This is a genomic window from Nocardia sp. NPDC051570, from assembly GCF_044454005.1.
GTDB lineage: Bacteria > Actinomycetota > Actinomycetes > Mycobacteriales > Mycobacteriaceae > Nocardia.
Window position 1 is genome coordinate 681739 of the sequence record NZ_JBITDI010000002.1, and the last position, 21225, is coordinate 702963.

At 66.6% G+C, this 21225-nt stretch carries 20 protein-coding genes; 7 read left to right on the top strand and 13 right to left on the bottom strand.

All coding sequences use genetic code 11. From position 1 onward, the window contains the following. Nucleotides 1-28 precede the first annotated feature (28 nt). The 4 genes from ACIA76_RS06775 to ACIA76_RS06790 all read left to right on the top strand — a co-directional run bounded on the left by ACIA76_RS06775 (nucleotide 29) and on the right by ACIA76_RS06790 (nucleotide 4574). Entirely contained in the window at nucleotides 29-1366 is a 1338-nt protein-coding gene (locus tag ACIA76_RS06775; protein WP_397149279.1) for a M14 family zinc carboxypeptidase, read from the top strand. A gap of 221 nt (nucleotides 1367-1587) precedes the next feature. Beyond that, on the top strand, nucleotides 1588-2562 hold the full coding sequence (egtD, locus tag ACIA76_RS06780) for an L-histidine N(alpha)-methyltransferase (RefSeq protein ID WP_397149281.1): 975 nt from the start codon (nucleotides 1588-1590) through the stop codon (nucleotides 2560-2562). A 73-nt stretch (nucleotides 2563-2635) separates the two neighbouring features. After that, nucleotides 2636-3592 carry a phytanoyl-CoA dioxygenase family protein gene (locus ACIA76_RS06785; RefSeq protein ID WP_397149283.1) on the top strand — a complete coding sequence of 319 codons (957 nt, stop codon included), beginning with the start codon at nucleotides 2636-2638 and terminating at the stop codon, nucleotides 3590-3592. A gap of 52 nt (nucleotides 3593-3644) precedes the next feature. After that, complete coding sequence (locus tag ACIA76_RS06790) at nucleotides 3645-4574, top strand: DMT family transporter (RefSeq protein WP_397149285.1); 930 nt, start codon at nucleotides 3645-3647, stop codon at nucleotides 4572-4574. Between the two features lie 9 nt (nucleotides 4575-4583). On the opposite strand, the gene ACIA76_RS06795 is transcribed toward ACIA76_RS06790, so the two are convergent. Then, on the bottom strand, nucleotides 4584-5066 hold the full coding sequence (locus tag ACIA76_RS06795; RefSeq protein WP_397149287.1) for a MarR family winged helix-turn-helix transcriptional regulator: 483 nt from the start codon (nucleotides 5064-5066) through the stop codon (nucleotides 4584-4586). After that, complete coding sequence (locus ACIA76_RS06800) at nucleotides 5063-6442, bottom strand: MFS transporter (RefSeq protein WP_397149289.1); 1380 nt, start codon at nucleotides 6440-6442, stop codon at nucleotides 5063-5065. Before ACIA76_RS06800 ends, ACIA76_RS06795 begins: the two co-directional genes overlap by 4 nt. Nucleotides 6443-6622: 180 nt before the next feature. Here ACIA76_RS06800 and ACIA76_RS06805 point away from each other — a divergent pair, with 180 nt between their 5' ends. After that, nucleotides 6623-7597, top strand: coding sequence for an alpha/beta hydrolase family protein (locus ACIA76_RS06805; RefSeq protein WP_397149292.1), 975 nt, complete (start codon nucleotides 6623-6625; stop codon nucleotides 7595-7597). On the opposite strand, the gene ACIA76_RS06810 is transcribed toward ACIA76_RS06805, so the two are convergent. The 4 genes from ACIA76_RS06810 to ACIA76_RS06825 all read right to left on the bottom strand — a co-directional run bounded on the left by ACIA76_RS06810 (nucleotide 7594) and on the right by ACIA76_RS06825 (nucleotide 13525). After that, nucleotides 7594-8511: a universal stress protein gene (locus tag ACIA76_RS06810; protein ID WP_397149294.1), complete on the bottom strand. Its 918-nt coding sequence runs from the start codon at nucleotides 8509-8511 to the stop codon at nucleotides 7594-7596. The genes ACIA76_RS06805 and ACIA76_RS06810 overlap by 4 nt on opposite strands. 139 nt (nucleotides 8512-8650) lie before the next feature. Continuing rightward, nucleotides 8651-9742: a flavin monoamine oxidase family protein gene (locus ACIA76_RS06815; protein WP_397149296.1), complete on the bottom strand. Its 1092-nt coding sequence runs from the start codon at nucleotides 9740-9742 to the stop codon at nucleotides 8651-8653. Nucleotides 9743-10093: 351 nt separating this feature from the next. Further along, on the bottom strand, nucleotides 10094-10651 hold the full coding sequence (locus ACIA76_RS06820) for a hypothetical protein (RefSeq protein WP_397149298.1): 558 nt from the start codon (nucleotides 10649-10651) through the stop codon (nucleotides 10094-10096). Nucleotides 10652-10744: 93 nt separating this feature from the next. Further along, entirely contained in the window at nucleotides 10745-13525 is a 2781-nt protein-coding gene (locus tag ACIA76_RS06825) for an aminotransferase class III-fold pyridoxal phosphate-dependent enzyme (protein WP_397149300.1), read from the bottom strand. A 185-nt stretch (nucleotides 13526-13710) separates the two neighbouring features. Here ACIA76_RS06825 and ACIA76_RS06830 point away from each other — a divergent pair, with 185 nt between their 5' ends. Continuing rightward, the gene (locus ACIA76_RS06830) at nucleotides 13711-14109 is read left to right on the top strand and encodes a hypothetical protein (RefSeq protein WP_397149302.1); all 399 of its coding nucleotides are present in this window, start codon (nucleotides 13711-13713) and stop codon (nucleotides 14107-14109) included. 50 nt (nucleotides 14110-14159) lie between these two features. Next, complete coding sequence (locus tag ACIA76_RS06835) at nucleotides 14160-15038, top strand: class I SAM-dependent methyltransferase (protein WP_397149304.1); 879 nt, start codon at nucleotides 14160-14162, stop codon at nucleotides 15036-15038. 13 nt (nucleotides 15039-15051) lie between these two features. On the opposite strand, the gene ACIA76_RS06840 is transcribed toward ACIA76_RS06835, so the two are convergent. From ACIA76_RS06840 to ACIA76_RS06870, 7 genes are all read right to left on the bottom strand, one after another. Further along, complete coding sequence (locus tag ACIA76_RS06840; RefSeq protein WP_397149306.1) at nucleotides 15052-15561, bottom strand: YybH family protein; 510 nt, start codon at nucleotides 15559-15561, stop codon at nucleotides 15052-15054. Nucleotides 15562-15757: 196 nt separating this feature from the next. After that, a complete protein-coding gene (locus tag ACIA76_RS06845; protein WP_397149308.1) occupies nucleotides 15758-16798 on the bottom strand; it encodes a cytochrome P450 in 1041 nt (346 codons plus the stop codon). 65 nt (nucleotides 16799-16863) lie between these two features. Next, on the bottom strand, nucleotides 16864-17286 hold the full coding sequence (locus tag ACIA76_RS06850) for a hypothetical protein (protein WP_397149310.1): 423 nt from the start codon (nucleotides 17284-17286) through the stop codon (nucleotides 16864-16866). 469 nt (nucleotides 17287-17755) lie between these two features. Beyond that, nucleotides 17756-18586: an NRDE family protein gene (locus ACIA76_RS06855; RefSeq protein WP_397149312.1), complete on the bottom strand. Its 831-nt coding sequence runs from the start codon at nucleotides 18584-18586 to the stop codon at nucleotides 17756-17758. An 18-nt stretch (nucleotides 18587-18604) separates the two neighbouring features. Then, nucleotides 18605-19819, bottom strand: a complete 1215-nt coding sequence (locus tag ACIA76_RS06860) for a DUF6545 domain-containing protein (protein ID WP_397149314.1) — start codon at nucleotides 19817-19819, stop codon at nucleotides 18605-18607. 3 nt (nucleotides 19820-19822) lie between these two features. Continuing rightward, nucleotides 19823-20185 (bottom strand): hypothetical protein, encoded by a 363-nt coding sequence (locus tag ACIA76_RS06865; protein WP_397149316.1) that lies wholly within the window; start codon nucleotides 20183-20185, stop codon nucleotides 19823-19825. A gap of 331 nt (nucleotides 20186-20516) precedes the next feature. Continuing rightward, nucleotides 20517-21101: a hypothetical protein gene (locus ACIA76_RS06870; protein WP_397149318.1), complete on the bottom strand. Its 585-nt coding sequence runs from the start codon at nucleotides 21099-21101 to the stop codon at nucleotides 20517-20519. Nucleotides 21102-21225 lie beyond the last annotated feature (124 nt).

Consider the following 21225-nt stretch of genomic DNA (forward strand, 5'->3'; position numbering starts at 1 on the left):
TGGTTTTTCTACGCTAGTTTTCACTCCGATGATGGCGCAGGCCGCCGACGACACCCCCTACTATTGGGACGTTCCGGTCCCGACGCAGGCGCAGACCGATATCATCAACCGGGCCGGAATCGAAATGGTTCCCGCAGGTCCGGGCACGGTGACGATCGCGATCGACGAGGCAGGCGCCCAGGCGCTGCGGGCTCAGGGCCTGCAGCCGACGAAGCGCGCGCCGGTGTACAAGTCCTCGCCCTCGGAGCAGCGATCCCCCCGGGCGGGCAATACCTTCTACGGCGGTTATCACACCTCGGCGGATATGCTCGATCATGCCCGCACCGTCGCCACGAAGTATCCCGGAATCGCCGAGGTGCACGATATCGGCAAAACCTGGCTGGCCGGAAATGGCGCCGGCGGCCACACCATGGAAGCCATCTGTCTCACCGGAACGGCTCCCTCGAAGAAGGCGACCGATAAGCAGAAGGCCGCGGCGAAAACAACGGGCGCACCCGCCGGTTGCGCATTGTCCCCCTCATCGAGCAAACCCCGCTTCCTGCTGACCGCACAGATCCACGCCCGCGAACTGGCGACCGGCGAATTGGCCTGGCGCTGGATCGACTACCTCGCCGACGGCTACGGCACCGATCCCACGGTCACCTCGATCCTGGACACCACCGAGGTCTGGGTCGTCCCGGTGACCAACCCCGACGGCGTCGACGTGGTGGCCAGCGGCGGAGACCAGCCCAAGATGCAGCGCAAGAACGCCGACTCCAGTACGACACCACCGTCGTGTTCCATCGTCGACGGATCCGGCCGCGGCCCCGGCGTCGATCTGAACCGCAACTTCACCGCCCGCTGGGGCGGCGATTCGACGAGCCCCTGCGCCGAGACCTACCAGGGGCCGAGCGCCGGCTCCGAGCCGGAAACCCAAGCGGTACAGCAGCTCTACACGAACCTGTTCCCCGATCAGCGCCCCGCCGGTGGCGGTGACGTCCCCGACACCGCGACCGGAGTGGCGATCGACCTGCATTCCTACGGGAACTACGGGATCATCCCGGATAAGGCCACCGACACCAACGCCGCCCAATTGCGAACCCTGACAACGAAGATCGTGCCCAGCGGATTCGTCGTCGGCACCGACGAGGAGACCGTCGGATACTCGACCACGGGAACGACCAACGATCAGGCATACGGTTCCCTGGGGGTGGCGGCCCTCACCATCGAAATCGGCCCGAACGACACCTCCGACTGCGCGGGCTTCATGCCCAGCTATTCGTGTGTGGACAGCACCTTCTGGCCCCAGATGAAGCAGTCGTTCACCACCGCCGCCCAATCCGCCGGCGCCCCCTACAAGCAGCAGCAGGCTCGCCCGACCTCCTGATCGATTCGAACAGCAGCGAGCCCCTCCCGCCACGCAGGCCGGAGGGGCTCGCGCGCGTCCACCGAACCTCGTGTCGCTGATTACCGTTGTCCGGCAAGGCCTTTCGAGACGTCGTCGGCCATGATCGCCAGCCACTACATTCGTGGTCTGCCGTGACGACGGGGCAAGGCTGAATGATCGGGCATTGAGGCCGATGTTCGGCTCACAGGGGGTATTCGACGATGAACCCACCCACGGTGGATGTGCACCTCGATGCGGACTACTTCGCCGAAGCGCTGCGCGCCGACGTCCGAGAAGGTCTGGCCGCGTCGGCGAAGTTCCTGCCGCCCAAATGGTTCTACGACGCGGCCGGAAGCGAGTTGTTCGAGGCGATCACCGGATTACCGGAGTACTACCCGACACGCGCCGAGCGAGAGATCCTCGCCGCCCACGCCGATGACGTAGCCCGCACCACCGGAGCGCATACGTTGGTCGAGCTGGGCTCGGGCTCGAGTGAGAAGACCCGTCTACTGCTCGATGCCCTGACCGCGTATGGCACACTGCGCCAATTCGTCCCACTGGACGTCTCGGAGTCGGCGCTGCGCGAGGCGACTCGCCGGATCGCCGGCGACTACCGAAACCTGATGGTGCACGGCGTGGTCGGCGACTTCACCGAGCACCTCGACCTGCTGCCCGGCGGAACACCGCGGCTCATAGCATTTCTCGGCGGCACGGTGGGCAACTTCATGCCCCCGGAGCGGGCCAAACTGCTCGCCATGATCCGGGACGCGTGCGGGTCCGACGGGTGGCTGCTGCTGGGAACCGACCTGATCAAGGATCCGGCGACGCTGCTTGCCGCCTACGACGACGCGGCCGGGGTCACGGCCCGTTTCAACCGCAACCTGCTGCAGGTACTCAACCGGGAACTCGGCGCCGACTTCGACGTCGATGCCTTCGAACACGTCGCGGCCTGGGACGAGGACAACGCGTGGATCGAGATGCGACTGCGCGCCATGCGGCGGATGACCGTGCGGATTCCCTTGGTGGACATGGACGTTCATCTGGCCGACGGTGAACAGATCCGCACCGAGATCTCCGCGAAGTTCCGCCCCGAACAGATCATGACCGAGCTGACGGATTCGGGATTCGATACGCGGCATTCGTGGACCGACGACTTGGGACGGTATGTCGTCACCCTGGCCAGAGCCTGCGACTGACGCTCCGGCCGGTAGCCCCACCGATGATCACGCCGATTTCGTCGTGTCACGACTCAGAAGGATTTCCACGGCTATGACCACGCGCGAGAACATTTCCGACACTCCCTGGGCAGGCGATGACCAGGCGTGGTGGGACTGGTACATGTCCCTGGCGAACAATCCGCCGATCGATCCCGTCCGGGTGGAGCCCTGGCCGGTGCGGCCACAGGGCGGCGCGGCCTCCGACCAGGAGGTGCTCGTCAGTCTGGGCACCCCGTATCCGCTGACCGGCGACGCGGTCGAGTACTTCCGTGTCAACGGATATGTGCGGCTGCCGAACGTGATTCCGCACGCGGTGCTCGCATCGCTGTTCCTCCGCGCAAACCGGCTCCTCGACCGCGAGCATGGCTCGACCAATCCGGGGCGCTTCCTGGCGCTGGAACAGGTGTGGTTGACCGATCCGCTCATGCGAGGCGTCGCGCTGTCGCGCCGGCTCGGCGATATCGCCGCGCAATTGATGGGCGTGGATTCGGTGCGCCTCTACCACGACAACATCCTGTCGAAGGAGCCCGGCTGCGGGCGGACTCCGTGGCATCGGGACTCGCACCACTATCCGCTGGACACCTCGGCCGTATGCACCTCATGGGTTCCCCTGCACCCGATTCCGGCCAGCATGGGTCCGCTGGCCTGCCTGCCTCGGGGCGACGCCGCCGACGCACTGGGGACGATACCGCTGTCGATCGAGGACCGGTCCTACGACGACCTCGTCGAGGCCGCGCTGCGGTCCATGGGCGCGACACCGGACGCCACCGAGTACGCGGCCGGAGACGTCTCCTTCCACGCGGTGGACTGTTTCCACACCGCCGGTCCCAACCACACCACGACATCGCGCCGAGTACTGTCCTCGACCTACTACGCGGAGGGCTCCAGGGTCGTCGAGCAGCCCACCGTCCTCAGCGGTAGCTGGACGACGTTCCTTCCCGGTGTCGAACCGGGCGGCCTGGCCTTGTCACCGCTCAATCCCGTGGTCGGATGGTCTCCCTCCACATGACTTGCGCGGCAATGGGACTCGGGTACGGAATCGAATCTTAGGAGGGTGGGGGGTGGCGAATGCGGCGCGGATCGGTCTGCTCGCGTTGTGCTGGGGATCGACCTTTCTCTGGATAAAGATCGCGTTGCGGGGCCTGAGCGCGGTTCAGGTGACGTTCTTCCGGATGCTCATCGGCGCAGCGTTTCTCGCGCTCATCGTGTTCCTGATCCAGCGCAAGCGCCTGCCCCGGACCCCCGCCGTGTGGGGTCATCTGGTGGTGTCGGCCGCGCTGGCGAACGCGATCCCATACCTGCTCTTCACGGTCGCGGAGGAGGGGATCCGCACATCGTCGGCGGGCGTCATCAGCTCGACGACACCGATGTGGACACTGCTCACGACCTATCTCTGGGGTCGAGAGTCCAAGGGGCGCACCACCAGACAGGCGGGCGGACTGCTGATCGGCTTTCTGGGCTGTGTCCTCATCTTCTCGCCGTGGCAGACCGGCTCCGACATCATGAGCTGGGGCGGGCTCGAATGCCTGATCGCCGCGGCGTTCCTCGGCGTGAGCTACGTGTACATGGACAAGTTCCTGGCGAACCGGGACGTCTCGCCCGTGATGCTGTCAGCGGGCCAGCTCGCGGCGGCGGGCGTCCTGCTCGCGCCCGCACTGTTGGTCGAGGCGGCGCCCGCACCGCATTTCCGGGTCGACGCTCTGCTCGCCCTCCTCGTCCTCGGACTGCTGGGCACCGGGGTCGCCTATGTGCTGAACTATCGCGTGATCTCCGATGGCGGTTCCGTCGCGGCGTCGGTGGTGATGTATCTGCTTCCGGTCGTGGCCGTCATTCTGGGCGCGACCGTGCTCGGCGAGCCACTCACACCGATGACGCTGGCAGGCACAGCCTTGGTGCTGATCGGCGTCGCGCTACCGACAACGCGGACGGGCGTGACAGGGAACGGGCCGCACCCGACGCGTCGTAGCGCCGTGCGGTCCGATATGCACTGACCGGACAACTCAGGAACGCTGATCGGCGAGACGATCGATGGCCCGGGTGAGCTCATCGAGGGCGGGCATGGCCGCGGTGAGCAGATGCTGCCAGCCCGGGTGCAGGTCCGCGAGCGCGGTCCGCAGGATCTCGGTGTTGGTGGCCTGCCAGGATCGCACCGCCTTGCGGCCGCGGGCGGTGAGGGTCAGGGTCACCGCGCGGCGGTCGTCGCCGGATCCGCGGGCGATCATGTTCTGCGTGTGTAATCCGTTGACCAGCGTGGTCACCGAGTTCGGCGCCAGGCGCAGCAGGCGGGCGAGCTGGCCGGGGCGGATACCGGGATGTTCGGAGACGCACGACAGCAATTCGAGCTGGGCCACAGACAGGGTGTTCGCCGGGTCGGCGGCGCGCGCGGCGCGGCGCATGGCCCGGCGCAGGCAGGCGATGACATCGGCGAGCGCGGTCTCATCGGGTCGGGCACCGGTCATCGGCAGTGGTTCGGCCGCGGTCATCGATCACTCCTCTCGCGCGGCCACAGCGTAGTCGCGGCGGCGAGCACCGCGAACACCAGCAGACCCGCCAGCGCGAATCGTGGTGCGGTGGAAGCGGTCTGCGTATGGCGGCCCAGATGCAGCGCCAGGGTGACGACGGCGACACCGCCCGCGGTCCCCAGCCCGCGACTCATACCGACCAGACCGCCGCCGGCACCCGTGCGCCCGGTGGGCACGGCGCTCATGATGGCGGTGTTGTTGACGGGTATGAAGATCCCCAATCCCACGCCGAGCACCGCGAGCCAGCCGAACGACCACCCCGCGGCGAGCGGCGACACCGTGAGCGCCGCCAGCGCCAGCACAACGGCCGCCATGCCGAGTTGCTCGCGTCGCCGACCGCTCCAGCCCCGCGGCAACATCTGGGTGCCGGCCACGGCGGCTACGGCGAATCCGGCGGGCAGGGCCGTGAGGAGTACACCGGACCCGGCGGCGGTCGCGTGCAGTTGCGGAAACAGCGCCAGCGGGCCGAACAACACCAGATACGCCGCGAACGCACCGACCAGTCCGGCCCGAATCCCGCTCCGGCGCAACAGTGCCGGAGCGATCAACGGCTCGCGGGCGCGATGTGCCCACCACAGCAGCGCCGCCACACTGGCCAGCGATACCGCGGCCAGCACGGCGGGCACCCACCCCGGGGCCGGCAGCCCGGAGATCGTCGACACCGCCAGCAGCAGCGAACTCGTGCCGGCCAGCAGCAAAAGCAGCCCACGCCAATCGAATTCGTCCAGCGCGGTCCATTGTCTGGTGCGCGGCAACAAATATCGGCCCGCCAGCAACGCCAGACACCCGACCGGAACGTTGACCCCGTACACCCACCGCCATCCGACGGTATCGGCGAGCACGCCGCCCACCGCCGGCCCGAGCGCCAGACCCAACGCCTGCGCACCGGCCTGCACACCCAGCGCCGCCCGCATCCGCCCGGCGGGCACGCTGGTCACCACCAGCGCGACACTGTTGGCCTGCAACATCGCCGCCCCCACCGCCTGCACCACGCGAAACCCGATCAACCAACCCAACCCCGGCGCGAGCGCACACGCCGCGGACGCGACGGTGAACACCACGAACCCCTGCAGATAGACGAACTTGCGCCCCACCGCATCGGCCACCCGCCCCGCGGCCACCACGAGCCCGACCAGAGTCAGCAAGTACGCCAGCGAAATCCACTGCACCCCCGCCAACGGCGCACCGAACTCCCGCTGCACCGCGGGAAATGTGAGCGTCACGATGCTCGCATCGAGCTGCCCCATGAACGCGCCCAGGCACACCGCCCCCACCGCCAGCCACCCGGCCAGCGGATGCTCCCGCACCACTCGAGGACGAGCCGACTCGACGAACATCGCCCTCCCTCCACAAACACCGAACGAGTTCATTCTAGAACAGAACATCCTGAAGTGAAATGCCTGCGTATCCACCTAATCGACATGGGGATTGCAGCAGGGACGAGTCCCAATTTCTTCCCTTACAGAAGTTCAGCCGATGTCCCAGCTCCGCACGTCGGCGGCGCGTACGATGCGGTCGTGCAGAGTCGCGAGGTCAACTGGCCGCTCGGTCCGACCACCATGTACGGGACGCTGGTGCGGCCGGAGGGGGCGGGCCCCTTCCCCGGCGTGGTGCTCGTGGCCGGTAGCGGCCCGACCGATCGGGAGTGGAACAGCCCGCTGCTGCCCGGATCCCATGGCAGCGGGCGGCTGTTGGCAGAGGCGTTGGGGCAGGCGGGAATCGCCTCGTTGCGCTATGACAAGCGCGCGTCGGGACCGCATATGCGCGAGACCATGCCACTGCTGATCGGCACGATGAGCATGCGGAGCCATCTCGACGAGCTGACCACGGCGGTGCGCACCCTGGCGGCCGAGGACTACGTCCGCGACGATCGGATCTTCGGACTGGGCAACAGCGAGGGAACGCTGCACGTACTCGAATACGCGCTGCGCGATCCCGAATACCGTTTCGCCGGAATGGTTCTCACCGGTCCCCCGGGCCGCGCCGTCGGCGACGTCGCGCGTTCACAGCTGGCCGCGCAGGCGGCGGCGATTCCCGACGGCGCGGAATTCCTCGCCTCGTACGACACCGCGATCGCCCGGTTCCTGGCGGGCGAGCCCATCGACCCCGACCCCACCCTCCCCGAGGGCGTGCTGACACTTCTACTCTCCCTGGAGAATCCGGCCAACCTCCCCTTCGCTCGCGAGCTGTGGGAAGCCGATGCCGCGACACCGCTCGCCCGGGTGGACCTGCCCGTCCTCGTCATCATCGGCCGCAAGGACGTCCAGGTCGACTGGCAGGCCGACGGCGAGCCCCTGCGGCGCGCGGCCGAGGGGCACGAGAACGTCACCTTCCTGTTCCCGGAGAACGCGAACCACGTACTGAAGCATGAGCCCAGGCCACTCTCGGAGCTGGCCGGGGCCCCGGTCGCGCTCGGCTACAACGCATCAGACACCCACCTGGATCCGGAAACAGTGGCCGCCATCATCGCCTGGCTGAAGGATCACCTCTAGCTGGACGCCTCCCGATGGCGCACAACCACGATCGGGCACTCCACCGAATGCAACACCGCATTACTGGTGGAGCCGAGCAGCATACCGGTGAAGCCGCCACGGCCGCGGCTGCCCACGACTACCAGCTGGGCATTGCCCGACTCGTCCATCAGCGCGTCAACCGGCCTGTCCCGCACCAGAATTCGACGCACCGCGACATCCGGATACCGCTCCTGATATCCGGCCAGACTCTCCGCCAGCGCCACCTCCTCGGACTGATGGATGCTGTCGTCCCAGCCCACCATCGGCACCTCCATCCCGAGACCGACATCGCTCCAGGCATGCAGGGCCGTCAGACCGACCTCGCGCCGCGACGCCTCCTCGAACGCGAATTCCAATGCGGGCACGCTGCTCTCGCTACCGTCGACCCCGACGAGAATCGACTTGGCCGCTGCCACCGGATCATTGGTCGACCACCCGTGCACCACCGCCACCGGACCATGCGCATGGCGAGTGACCGCGGTACTCACCGACCCGAGCAGCCCGCGCCGCACAGCGCCCAGACCACGGCTGCCGACCACCACCATCGACGCCCGTCGCGACCGTTCGATGAGATCGGGGATGATCGGGTCATTGGTCACGTCCAGGGAGATATCGAGCGGCTCGACCAGGGCGGCCCGCACGACACGCTCGGCCTCCGCCAGAATCCGCTCCCCGTCCTTGCGCATCCACTCCATATCGTCTGCGGTCAACATGGCCCCCGGCCCCCATCCGACCGGAAGGTTGACCGAGTTGATCAGATGCAGCCGCCGACCGTGCAGCGCCGCCTCCGCGGCCCCCCACACCGCCGCATGATACGAGACGGCCGAGCCGTCCACGGCGGCCACGATCGGCGGATTCGAATCGGTCGAGGGCGACACCGGTTGCTCAGTCATGCGATCCTCCTACGAGTTCCGACACTCCATCCGCTCCACCATCGCACGCCCCGAACCATCCCCGGCAGACATCGGCCGACACCCCCGCATCGGCGAGACGGAGATCCAGACCTCGAGGTATCTCAGCCGGTCCGCCGCGTCACCGTGCGGTCGCGCCCAGCACCAGGGCGATCTCGCGCGCGGCGCGCGATCCCGCGCTCACCGCGCCATCCATATGGCCCTGCCAGCACTCCGCCGTCTCGGTGCCCGCCCAATGGACGAGGCGGCCGGGCCGGCGGATGGTCCTGGGGTGCGTGACCCCAAGGTGTGCAAGGGATCCGGAGCAGCCCTGGATCCACGGCTCCTGACGCCAGCGGTGGAACAGGACCTCGCGCGGCCGGGCGGCGTCCTCCCCGAAGTAGCGCACCAGGTCATCGACGATCACGCGCCGCAGCTGCGCGTCGCCCGCGTCGTCGAGCGCCGCCGCCGCGTCGCCGGTGATGAATCCCGCCAGCACGCCGGGCCTTCCGGAGGCGGGTGTGTTGTCCCAGATATTGCGGAATTGCCCCTGTTCGCTGAGCACGCAACCGGAGAGGCCGTTCGCACGCCAGAAGGGCCGGGCGTAAACGATATTCGCCTTGATCTGCGTGGTCGAATGCGACCGCACCGCCAGCGCGGCGCGCTCGCGTACGACATCCGGGATGAATTCGATCTCGGCGGCGAACGGCGGCGGGATCGCGACAAGGGCCCGCCTGGCCCGGATCGCCGCGGTATCGGTCTGCGCGATGACCTCGTCACCGCTCCGAATGATCCGCCGCACCGGCGAATTCAACCGAATGGATCCGGCCAGTTCCCCGGCGAGCCCCTCGGCGATCCGCTGCGCGCCACCGAGGAATCGGTACGTCGACGCACGATCCCGCCCACCGACTATCCGCATGATCGAGCCGTTGGCGGTGTAATGCATATGGTCGCCGACCATATGCGCCGGATAGCGTCCGACACCCAATTCGTCGGCCAGGGCCAGAATGCTGTCCTGATCGGGCCCGACATATTGACCACCGATCTCGACCGTCTCACCCTCCCCGATCGGCACGCCCCGCACCCGCCCGCCGATCCTGTCATCCGCCTCCAGCACAACCACCGACAATCCCGCCCGAATCAGCTCACGCGCCGCGGTCATACCCGATAACCCCGCCCCCACGACGACTACGCCCCCGTCGACCGGAGCGGATGTACTGAAACGTTCGGGCATGTCCTTCAAACCAGACCTCTTCTTGACCACATCAATCCCCGAGAGGGAGCCTGGCCGCCCAATCTACATACGCCGAACAACTCGGCAAAGTTGATCAGCGCATTGCGAATCCATCCTCTTTCTGATAACCAGACTTCTTATCAGAGATCCAAGTTAAGCTGTACCTTAATAGTTCGAAGAATTCGGTCCGCGATGTCGGCACAGTCACATCGGATTTCGTCGGCGATCAGCTCACCGGATCGGACCGGCCGCACAAAAGCCAACGGTTTGCTTTAAGCGACTGTAGTACGTTCGTCGCATTAACGCAAAGACGTAGCTTTAGCGGGAGGGTGCGGATCGATGCCCGGCCTGTCAGCCCCCGACCACGGCCAGCGCTGTGGTCCAGTCGGTGGCGATGGCCTCCTGCGCGGCCTGCAGCGACACCTGCCCATCGCAAACCAATTGGTGCAGGCGGTTTTCCACCTTGTCCTTGGGGTTGGGCGAGGCGCCCGGCTCGACCCAGAGATTGCGTGGATCGTTCGGATCGCCGCCGACCTCCAACGGCACCAGGTGGTCGTATTCGGCCGCCGACAGCGGGCCGGTGTAGTCATAGGACTTGGCGTTGAGCTTCTTCTCGGCGTTGGTGATCGACGTCGGGGGCCGGATCGACTTGGTGTAGCCCGACCGGCAGATGGTCGAGTCCAAGGTATCCGGAGTCACCTTGGGATTGGTCGCGCCGGGAGTACAGACGGGATCGGGCAGGGTTCCACCGTCCGCGGCCGTCCGATAGTGACAGTTACTCGGCTGTGGTTCGACGACGTAGTGCCCAGAAGGGCCCGGCCCCACCGGAACTGCGGCATCGGCCACCCCGGTGGATACGAGAAGTGTTGCTGCCAAGCCGATTCCGACCATGATCGCTGACTTCTTCATGTCCTATGATAGGCAGCCGGACGCCACCGCCGTGGCAACTGCGGCGATACCCCGATGAATTCTCGATGACGGCACCGTGAGATCCGGTGCTACTCAGACCATCTGGGACGACTCATCATCGGCCGAGTCTGCGAGCGCACGGTCGATCACCGCCACCGCGCGCTCGGCCTGCCCGACGGTCAGCACCATGGGCGGCTTGATCTTCAGCACGTTATCCGCCGGTCCATCGGTCGACAGCAGGACGCCCTCGCGCTTCGCGGCCTCGACCACCCGCTTGGCCAGCACCCGATCCGGCCGCTTGCTGTGCCGGTCGCTCACCAGGTCGACGCCCAGGAACAGGCCGCGGCCACGCACATCGCCGATCGCCTCGTGCCGGTCGGCGAGCGCGGTCAACATCGCCGCGAACCGGCCGCCGACGGTCTCGGCGTGTGCCATCAACCGCTCATCCTCCAGCACGTCGAGAACGGATAACGCGACCGCGCACGAGACCGGATTCCCGCCGAAGGTGTTGAAATACTCCATCCCCGTGACGAATCCGCGAGCCACGCGGGCGGTGGTCACCACGGCGCCGAGGGGATGACCGTTGCCGATCGGCTTACCCAGGGTGACGATATCCGGGACCACACCATGGCGTTCGAACGCCCACATATGGGTGCCGACCCTGCCGAAACCACACTGCACCTCATCGGCGATACACAGCGCGCCCGCGGCCCGCGCGGTCGCGTAGGCCCCCTCGAGATAGCCCTCGGCGAGATCGATCTGCCCGGCACAGCCCGGAATCGACTCGTGGATGAACGCGGCGGGCGGGGTTGCGGCAGCGGTCAATTCGGCACAGTGCGCGGCGAGGTCGGCCACATACCGTGGCCCATCGGCCCCGAACTCGCCCCGGTACGGATCGGGCACCGCGCATACCCGCACCCGCGCACCGGGTCCCGTCCCACCGGGCCGGTTGAACTTGTACGGGCTGATTTCGATCAGCGAGCCGAGGTTGCCGTGATACGCCCAGTCCAGCACCATCGCGTGCTCGCGCCCGGTCGCGGTCCGGGCCAGTCGCAGCGCGAGATCGTTGGCCTCACTACCGGAATTGGTCAGGAACACCACATTCAACGGATCGGGAAATGTGGCCGCCAGACGCCGCGCGTATTCGGTGATGTTCGCGTGCAGGTAGCGCGTATTGGTGTTCAGCGTCTGCGCCTGCCCCGAGAGTGCCGCGACCACTCGCGGATGGCAGTGGCCCACGTGGCAGACGTTGTTCACCAGGTCGAGGTAACTCCAGCCGTGCGCGTCGAACAGTTCGGCGCCCCGGCCCGCCACGATATGCAGCGGTTCGGCGTAGCTCGCGGACAACGTAGCCGACAGATTCGCCCGGCGGCGCGCGGCAATGGCCGCCGCGTCGTGACGTGATACGGACGCCTGCACCGGAATGCCCAGCAGCAGCGCGGGATTCGGCGAAATACTCGCCCAGACATCGGTCTCGCTCGGGTCGACGAGATCGGTGGACCCGTCGAACAAGGTGGTGAACAGCCGCAGGTGCACCGACGGCGCCGATCCACTGTCGGTGATCCGGCCGACCGGATCCCCGCGCCGCACACTGTCACCCGCCGCGACGATCGGTTCACCAACTCGGCTCAGGCGCAACCAGAACGGCGTCCCGTCGCCGGTGCGGTACTCGAGCAGCACTGCCGCACCGCGATCGTCCACCGCGACCACCACACCGTCCAGCGGAGACGAAATCGGCTCCCCCGCACTACCGAACACCTCGACGCCCATGTCCACACCCGTCGCTCGCTCCTCGCGATATCGGCCGGTCCTCGGTCGCGTCGTGCGCAGGATCGGCGCGGGATCGCAGTCCGCCGAGCGCAGCCACGAGACGACAGTGCGTTCCGCGGCGACGGGCCGGTAACCGCAGGCATCACGCAATCGTGCCTCGAGCAGTGGCCGCGGATAATCCGCCGAAGCGTCGACCAATCGGCGGATCTGCGGCTGGCTGATGTCCAGATACTCGTTATCCGGATCGGCGGCACGTTGTTCGGCGGCATTGGCGATGCTGGTCGCCAGCCGGATATCCACCAGATCGGGCAGCAGTGCCAGCTCGGCGGCGCTCAGCGGCGATTCGGCGTGATATCCGGACACCACGGCGGCCGCGGCCGAAACCGGGTCGGGCGAACCCAATTGGGCGTAGGTCATCGCCACGGCAAGCCCACACACCCGTGGTGCGCGAACGATATCGCCGAGATCGATGATGCCCGCGAGGGATCCGTCCTCGGCGACGATCACGTTGTGATCGTTGGCGTCATTGTGAATCGCCTGCTGCGGCAGCAGCCGCAGGGCGGGCAGCACCTCGACCAGCCGGGCCAGACCATGCTCGACGACCGGCCGGTCCCGATCGGTGAGCAGTGGCAGTACCCGGGCAAGTTCTGTGCCGTACAAGGGATTCCATCGGTACCGGCGATCCAGCGCGGGATGATCGAATCCGGCCAGCGTCTCGTCGAGCCGGGCCACCGCAGCGCCGAGCGCGACGAGCCGCCCGCTATCCGGCGAACCGGCCTCGGCCCACACCCGGCCACCCACCCAGTCGAGCAGATGGACCACCCGAGGCGCGCCGTCGACCACCGCGGTCGCCGAACCCCGCAGCGCCACAGTCACAACCGGCGATACGAGACGACCGAGATACGCGTGCACCGCCTGCTGCAACTCGATCTCGCTCGAATCGGTCTCGGCCGCATAGACCTTGAGCTGATACCTCGGACGCCCATCGACATCCAGCCGGACGTTCACCTGGCATTCACCCGCCAGCACGACCGCTTCGGCCGCCACACCGAACAGGCTTTCCGCAAGCAGCGCAAGTGTTTCGGCGGACAGCGATCTCGTCATGCCTGAAGAAGTTAGGCCACACCCGCGATCCTGTCGACGGATCCGCGCTCGGCGTCCCTTGTGGGTCAGGGGAATGCGAGGGTACGCGTGAGCTGTGCGAAAATCCTTCGCGCGCAGCGCTGTAGGAACAGCCGATCCGGGACCAGCGATCGGCGGCACTCGGCCCGCGCCTACTATGACTTCCCATGACGAGCCCGGCAGATCAGTTCGGATGCGCAGCCTGCTACAGCGAGGACGCACAGGCATGTTGGCTGCATTTCCAGGACCGCTGCCGCCGCGAACACACCCTCGTCGACGACTCCCATTTCATAGTCGGCCTGCTCCGCTGCCCACAGTGCGGCCAACGATTCGTCTCGGTCTTCACCGAGTTCATCGACTGGGTCGGCGGCGAAGACCCGCAGTACACCACGATCATGCCACTCACCGAGGCCGAGGCCACCACATTGATCGACGGATCCCGCCCGATACCCGCCATCGGCGCCCTCGGATCCGACCGCCGATACCTCACCCGCGACTGGCCCTCGGGCGAACCGCCGACACTGACATGGGCCCTCGGCCCGTTCCATGTCGCCGAAGGACATTGACCCGCAGGTGCGCGGGGGTTCAGTCGGACTCGAATCTCTCGGGTCGACGCGTGCTCGACGAGCGCCGCATCGGCGACGCCCAGCGAGATCGCCGGAAGCCCGTCCGGAATGATCTCGAACTTCTCAGGGCTGTGACCACGCGCCGAAATGCGGTGGGGCGCATCCCGGAATCTCGGACAACACAGGGACGATCCAGGCCAATGTCTGGCAGTCTTTACTGCATGCCATCCGAACCACCGCTGTCGGCGGCGCATCTGTTCGATGCGCTCGGCGTCGACTACGAGCGCGCCTACGGACACATGCCCGAACGTGACATCGCACTGGAATGGCTTGGGGCGCGCCTGCCCTCGGGAGCTCATGTCCTCGACGTCGGCAGCGGCACCGGTGTCCCCGCCGCACGGGCGTTGGCCGACAAGGGGTATCGGGTGGTGGGTATCGACGTCTCCCCGGTGATGGTCGATATCGCCCGCCGCCAGGTACCCGACGCCACCTTCCTGCAGACCGACGTCCTCGACTACGACACCGAACCCGGCAGCCTCGACGCCGCCTGTGTCTTCTTCAGCCTGCTCCAGATCCCCCGCGCCCAGATCGACGCCACTGTTCACCGCATCGCCGACTGGCTACGGCCCGGCGGCTACCTCGTCCTGGCCGCCGTCCCAGCTGACATCGACGGTCTCACCATCGACTTCCTCGGCCACCCCATCCGCGTCAGCAGCTACACCGTGCCCGCCTATCTCGACCTTCTCCGCGCCGCGGGCATGGACATCCTCGAAACCCGGGAAAGCACTTGGATTCCCGAAGGTGGCGGCGACCCGGAAGACATCCTGTTCGTCTACTGCCACAAACCCGCAGGGTATCGATCTCCCCCGGCGTCAGATCACGACGCGATGCCGGAGACGCCTGCGGTTGGGGCCACGACGATCGAGTGACCTCGGGCACGGGTCATGCCGGAGGCTGGACAGGACCTTGGCTCGAGGGCGGGGCGTCGCCGATGACGATGAAGCTGGCGACCTTACCGTCGGGGTTCAGAATGAAGAGATTGACGTTGTATTGGGGGATTCCGTCTGCCTCGGCTCGGTATATCAACGCCTGCACCGGTTTTCGCGCGCCATCGATATCGGCGGTGTCGGCGATCCAGCCGTCGAGCTCGCCCGGGTAGCCGGGACGGGTGCCGGTTGCCAGCAGCACCGCCCAATACGCGCGGATCTGGTCGGCTCCGTGCAGGACCAGGGGCGGGTGGAGGTAGGCGACCGCGTCATCGGCGAGCAGGGCGACCATGGCATCGAGATCACCGGCCGCCACGGCGGCCCGGAAACGCTGTGGGACAGAAGGCGTGGGATCGGCGGAGGCCGGAGCGGCTCGGCCGGTCAGCCCTATCGCCGCGAGCGCACCCGCGGCGGTCAGCGTCACCGCTTCCCGGCGTGAGCGGGGAATCATGAATTTCGAGGACATATCGTTCTCCCTCCATCCGTGGCTCCTGATGTCGGCGTATCCGATGTAATGCGTCCTATTATCCCGGCCGAGTAGAGAAATCGGCCGGGTCCGGGAAAGAGGGCGTGGCGACGTCGAGCACGTCATGGTTGTTCGCCGATGTCGTCGAATGCGCATGGCGACATATGACCGCAGTCGTTGCTCGCCCGGCGACCCGTCACCAGGTGACCGGTAATGCGTCCAATCCGAAGTTCATCGTGTCGTTCGTCAATGGCAGCTCCTCGACCGGACAGGCGAGCCGGAGGCTGGGAATGCGGCGAACCAGCGTTTCGTAGGTCACCTCCAGCTCCACCCGCGCGAGATGCTGTCGTCGACCATCCCCGAGGCCGAGGTGGTGGCGTGTACCGCGGTCCACGCTCAATGCATCTGGGCGCGAGAATATCTCGGGATCGTGGTTCGCCGCACCGACGAGTGCGAAGAAGTCCTCGCCCGCGCGAATGGTCTCTCCCCCTATCTCGAGGTCCCATTCGGCGAATCGGGTGACCACATTGTCCGCGACGCGGACATCGCACAGGAGTTCCTCGACGACCGCACACGTGACACCCGGATCGGCCGCGATACGTTCACGCAATTCCGGCCGCTCGATGAGGGCCAGCGCGCCGAGCGAGATCATGCCGCTGGTGGTGTCGAATCCCGCGAACAGCAGCAGGAACGCCAGGTCGACCAGGCCGGCATGGTCATAAGGACTGTCCTCGCCCAGCGCGATCTGGTGACCGAGCAAATCGGCACCCGGTGCCTTCTCCTTGAAGGCGATCAGCTCGTCGAAGTAGGTGTTCAGCTCGAACGCCGCCCGCTCCCGCTCACGAGTCGGCAGACGATCGCTGACGAAACGCCGGAAGCGATTCTCGAAGAAGTCGCGGTCGTCGTACGGGACGCCGAGAATCTCGCAGATAATCAGCATCGGGACCAGAAGTGCCAGTCCCCGCACCAGATTCGCCGGCTTCGGTCCCGCCAGCATATGGTCGATGTGCCGGTCGACGATCTCCTGAATACGCGGACGCAGGGGCTCGGCCAGGCGGGCAGTGAACTCCGCGACTATCGCGGCGCGTGCGCGGGTGCGTTCGGTCGCGTCCATTCCCACGATCGGCATCGGGAACCGTGGATCACGACGCTCGCGCAGCTCGGCGCGCTCCTCCGGCGGCCGGAACGGACACGTGCGAGCGAGCGGAAAGCCGGGCGCGGTCTCACCATCGATCATGGTCGGTTCCTAATCGTTTGGTACAGAGGGGATTCCGCGCCCGGCATGAGCGCGATACACAGACCTCAGACGTGCACCGCCTCCGCGTCGGCTCGGGCCAGGGTGGCATCCAGAACGGCGTACTCGGCCTCCTCGATCGCGGCCATGGCGAAACTGATCGCGTCCTCCGCGTCGTATTCGGCCTCCCTGGCGCGCCACTCGGCCTTATCGGCGTCGTGCTGCGCTCGATCGCTCTCGATCTTGGAATGAAGCTTGTCCACCCGGGCGGTCCAGCTCCGCTGGATCTCGCTCCACCCGGTGCGGAGTTTCCGCGTATCCGTGGCGACGTTGTCGCGGAGCTGATCGGCGCTCCGGTCGGCCGCGGCCCGGGCCTGTTCGACGCGTGCGGCGAGTTTGTCGCGCGCGTCCGCCTTCGCCGAATCGGCATTCTCCTCCGCGGCCTTGGCCCGCCGGGAAAGGTCTGCCAGGGTTTCCGATGCTCGTTTCATTGTGAATACCTCCAATACCCGTCGACGTACCCGTCGACGCTCGGTCAGAGACAATTCAATTCGCGGTACATAACCGTACCAAGGCGACGGTACCTCCGCGTACCATCGCATGCAAGGGATCAATCGCCGATAGCGACGAAACAGCGTGGCAACCGTGAGGACCGTCACCGATCAAGAGGACGCGAGCAGCCGAACGCCGAACGTGTGGCTCCGCGTACCCGGGCCGCCCGCACCCCGCGAAGGAAACAACAGATGCTTGTCGGGGCAGCATTTCGGTGCGATGTGCCGATCCCTCCCCTCCCTATCCGAAGATCGATGCATCGCCTTCCGAAGTGCTACCCACCAGACGGAGACCAGGGCTGTGGTACCTCCAGGCTCGCGCCCATGCGATGAGTCTAAGAGGCTCAAATGAGCATGTCAACGCATTGATGTGCACCAGTGTGCATGATGTCCGGACCGTGCGGACGAATCAGTCCGCGCCCGTATCCACCACCGTGTCGATGTGGGCCCGGATGATGGTTTCTCCGGTCGTGCGAATGCGGCCGAAACGACGTTCGGCCATATCGGCCTCGCCGGAGTGCCGGATTCGGAGCACGGTGCTGGCCCGGGTGCCGTAGAACCCCGCGCGGACCATGCGGGGCGAGGACAGCATCCGGAGCGGAAGTACGACGCCGATATCCGGCAGGGCCGATAACGGGGCCATGCGCCGGGCGGCCCGTCCGGACAGCACCTCGAGATAGTCGTCGAGCCATCGGTCCGCGCCGTCGTCGGCGCGGAAGACACGGGCGAAATCGGCCGCTCCGCCAACCACTTTCGGCCAGGGCGGGTCGATCCGAGCGACGTTGCTGAGCCCGTGCACGCCTGCGGTCAGGGCCTCGGCGCGGCCATCGGAGCGATTGGATGTCCACCACAGCTCACCCATGCGCAGGTCCCCGATCAGCAGATTGAACCCGTCGTACTCGGTGCCGTCGTCGGCCAGCTGCCGCGCGAATTGCGCTGGTGTCACGTCGGAGGCGAGGAATTCGGGAATCAGCATCCCGCGCGAGCGGGCGCCCGGCTGGGCGATGGGTATCCCGTTGCGAGCGGCGACGATATCGGTCATCACACCGAATCGGCCGGCGCCGCTGACGCCCATCCAGGTACCACCGCTGCCCACATCGAGCCCGCACAGCATTCGGACGCCGGCGATCTCGCGCCACGCCAACGGTTCGGCGGGCCTGCGATACACCTCGTCACGGTTCGCCGCGACGACCACGGCACAGACCGGATGCGTCTGCCACCCGACGAAGACCAGACACATGGCAACCCCCTCCTGTAACTATGTGGCCGACTGGTGTTTCCGATGTTCCGCGCCGAGTCCGGTCGCGAAGAGAAGAGATTTCGCGGGCTGCCACAGACGAAGCAGTGTCCGCTCATCGGGCACCTCACCCCGATAGACGCTCGGCTCGCCTGTCGGTTCACCACCGTTGCCGGTGAGCCGCTCGGCCGCGACGGCCAATTCCGCGACCGAGCGGATGCGCTCTTGATCGTCCTCGTCGACGGTGGTCTCGATCAGCTCGTCGACGTCGGTCGGAAGGGGCAGCACGTATCTGGCGACGATCTCGGCCGCATCGTGGATTTCCATCCGCCGCCGGTGCAGACGCTCCCGCGGTGAGGCGTTCCACTGATCCGCCCACCGCAACCGGAATACGACCTGGGGTGCGGCGGCCGTCAGATCCCGCCACAGCGGATACACCCGACGCGCGCCGCGGGAATCACGATCCAGTCGCAGCAGTTGCACGACAGCCCGTACCGAGGACGGGACCAACACCACGACCACGGCGGTGAAGAAACACAGCCCGGGTTCACCGGAGGTGATTCCATCGGACATGACGCTGTACAGGTTATGGGTGAACGCATTGCCGACGCCCGCGGCATCCGAAGCCGCCGACACCGCGGCCGAGACCGCGGGCAGCAAGCTGGCGATGCCGAACAGGAGCAGGACGGCCAACACGATCCGCTCCCGCAGGGTGGTCGTCCGGCCCACCGCGCCCCGGCTCGTCTGCACGTTGTAGTACGACGAGACGATCACCGGCGGCGCCGAACACAACGCGATGTAGATGCCGTAACGCCAGCCCCCGTAGTCGGCGATGGACGACATCCCTTGTGCCCGAGCCGGATCGCTCAGCGCGAGGAATACGACACCGACGACCGCCGACAGTCCGATCACGATCCTGAACCGGATTCGGTATCGCACCGGACCGTACTGATGGAGCAGGACCATCCCCAGTCCGCACGCCCAGGCCATCACGGTCAGCCAATGCCACGCATCGAATACCGTGGGCAGGCCACCGGGAACGGCTCCGGCCACGCGGCGTGCGATGACCGGTTCGCGCAGGAGGGCCGCCGCCGCGTCGAAGACCATCAGGGCGTTGATCAGGCGGCCGAAAACGGATGTGCGCCGGGGCAAAGCGAGTCGGATGATCGTGATGGCGACGATGAACATCGTCGCCGAGAGGGTGACCCCGACGGGCAGGCGGTCGTGCGGCCACATGCCCTACAGCTCTTTCAACATCGGGTCGCGGCGTGGCCCGGCGGTACGGGCGAGGAAGCCGATCATCGTCGCCAGCAGCTCCGCCTCGTACTCTTCGCTGGAGGCATAGCTGGATACCCCGCGGGCGGCACGGATCGTGGCGAAGTCGATCCCGTCCGGCGCCGCCCCATTCGTCAACGCCGTCCACTCCACCGGGGAGATCGACGCGTCCCGCCCGTGATCGAGCAGCATATGGCCGACCTCGTGCAGAGCCACATGCAATTCCACAGCGCGATCGGACGACTGCCGAAGAAAGATCACATCGTGTTCCTTGCACGCCAGCCACAGCCCGCACAACCCCACCGGAGCCGTCGGCGGCAGGAGCAATCGGACGATCCTTCGCCCGCGCATGCGCTCGACCGACGCGAAGAACTCCTCGATTGTCCAGTCCGCGGGCAGATCGAGGCGATCGACAAGAGTTTGCAGACGGGCTCGCGTGGAAATCCTGCCTCGGATAAGCGTCCGCGCGAGTGCTGAGGCCCGGCGGCGGAGCTGTCTCAGCACGTCAGGTGCCTGCGTCGAGTCATGGCGTCCCCCCTAGCTGCAGACGACCTTTGAGCACCACACAGCAGACTAGCCCACACCTTCCGGCCCGCACTATCAATTCCGGTTCAATTCCATTGCGTGTCAGTCACTGTCGAAAACAACTTCGCAATGGCTATACATTCGGGGTGTCGCCTTTGTCGGATTCATCCCTCATTTGTGCGGGTTCGGCGACGTTTTGCAGTGCCAGGAGCAGCCGGTCGATCGCCGTTTTGGGGAAGACCAGCTGATAGCCCTCCGTATGACTGCGTGCCCGCTTCAACTCGATGCCGAGGCGGTCGAGCTCGGTCACGAGATCCACGACAGATCTGTGTTTGCGCGCCAGGCTCTGCAGTGCGCTCACTCCGCTCTCGACATCGTCGTGCGCCGTCGGCGCGGCGCGTCGCTCGCCGGAGGGCGACCCGAGCGTGCCGCCGTGATGCAGAGCCGCGGTCGCGCTCCCGGGCGGCAGTCCCAGGGCCTCCAACGCCCGGTTGTACTTGGCCTCCGTGGTGGCGCTGATGGTGTCGACCTGCCCACTCTCGATGCGGGACTGGACATTCCGCGTCGGGCCTCCCAGATCATGGATGCGCTGGTGCGTTATCAGATCATCGGGAAGATTGCGCTGCCGGAACGCCTTCAGCTGCTGTCCGAACCGCTGCCCAGCCGACTCGACTGCCCCGCGCTGCACGGTCTCGCCGACGCCCCATTCGTCGCCCATGGCAAACACCATAGCACTGGACTACGCAAGGCTGACCATTATGCACACGCATTACCTCTGATGCTCGATCTTGGCCGGACGCAGCAAGATCGCCCCTGCCACCATGCCCCGGGAAGGAAATGAA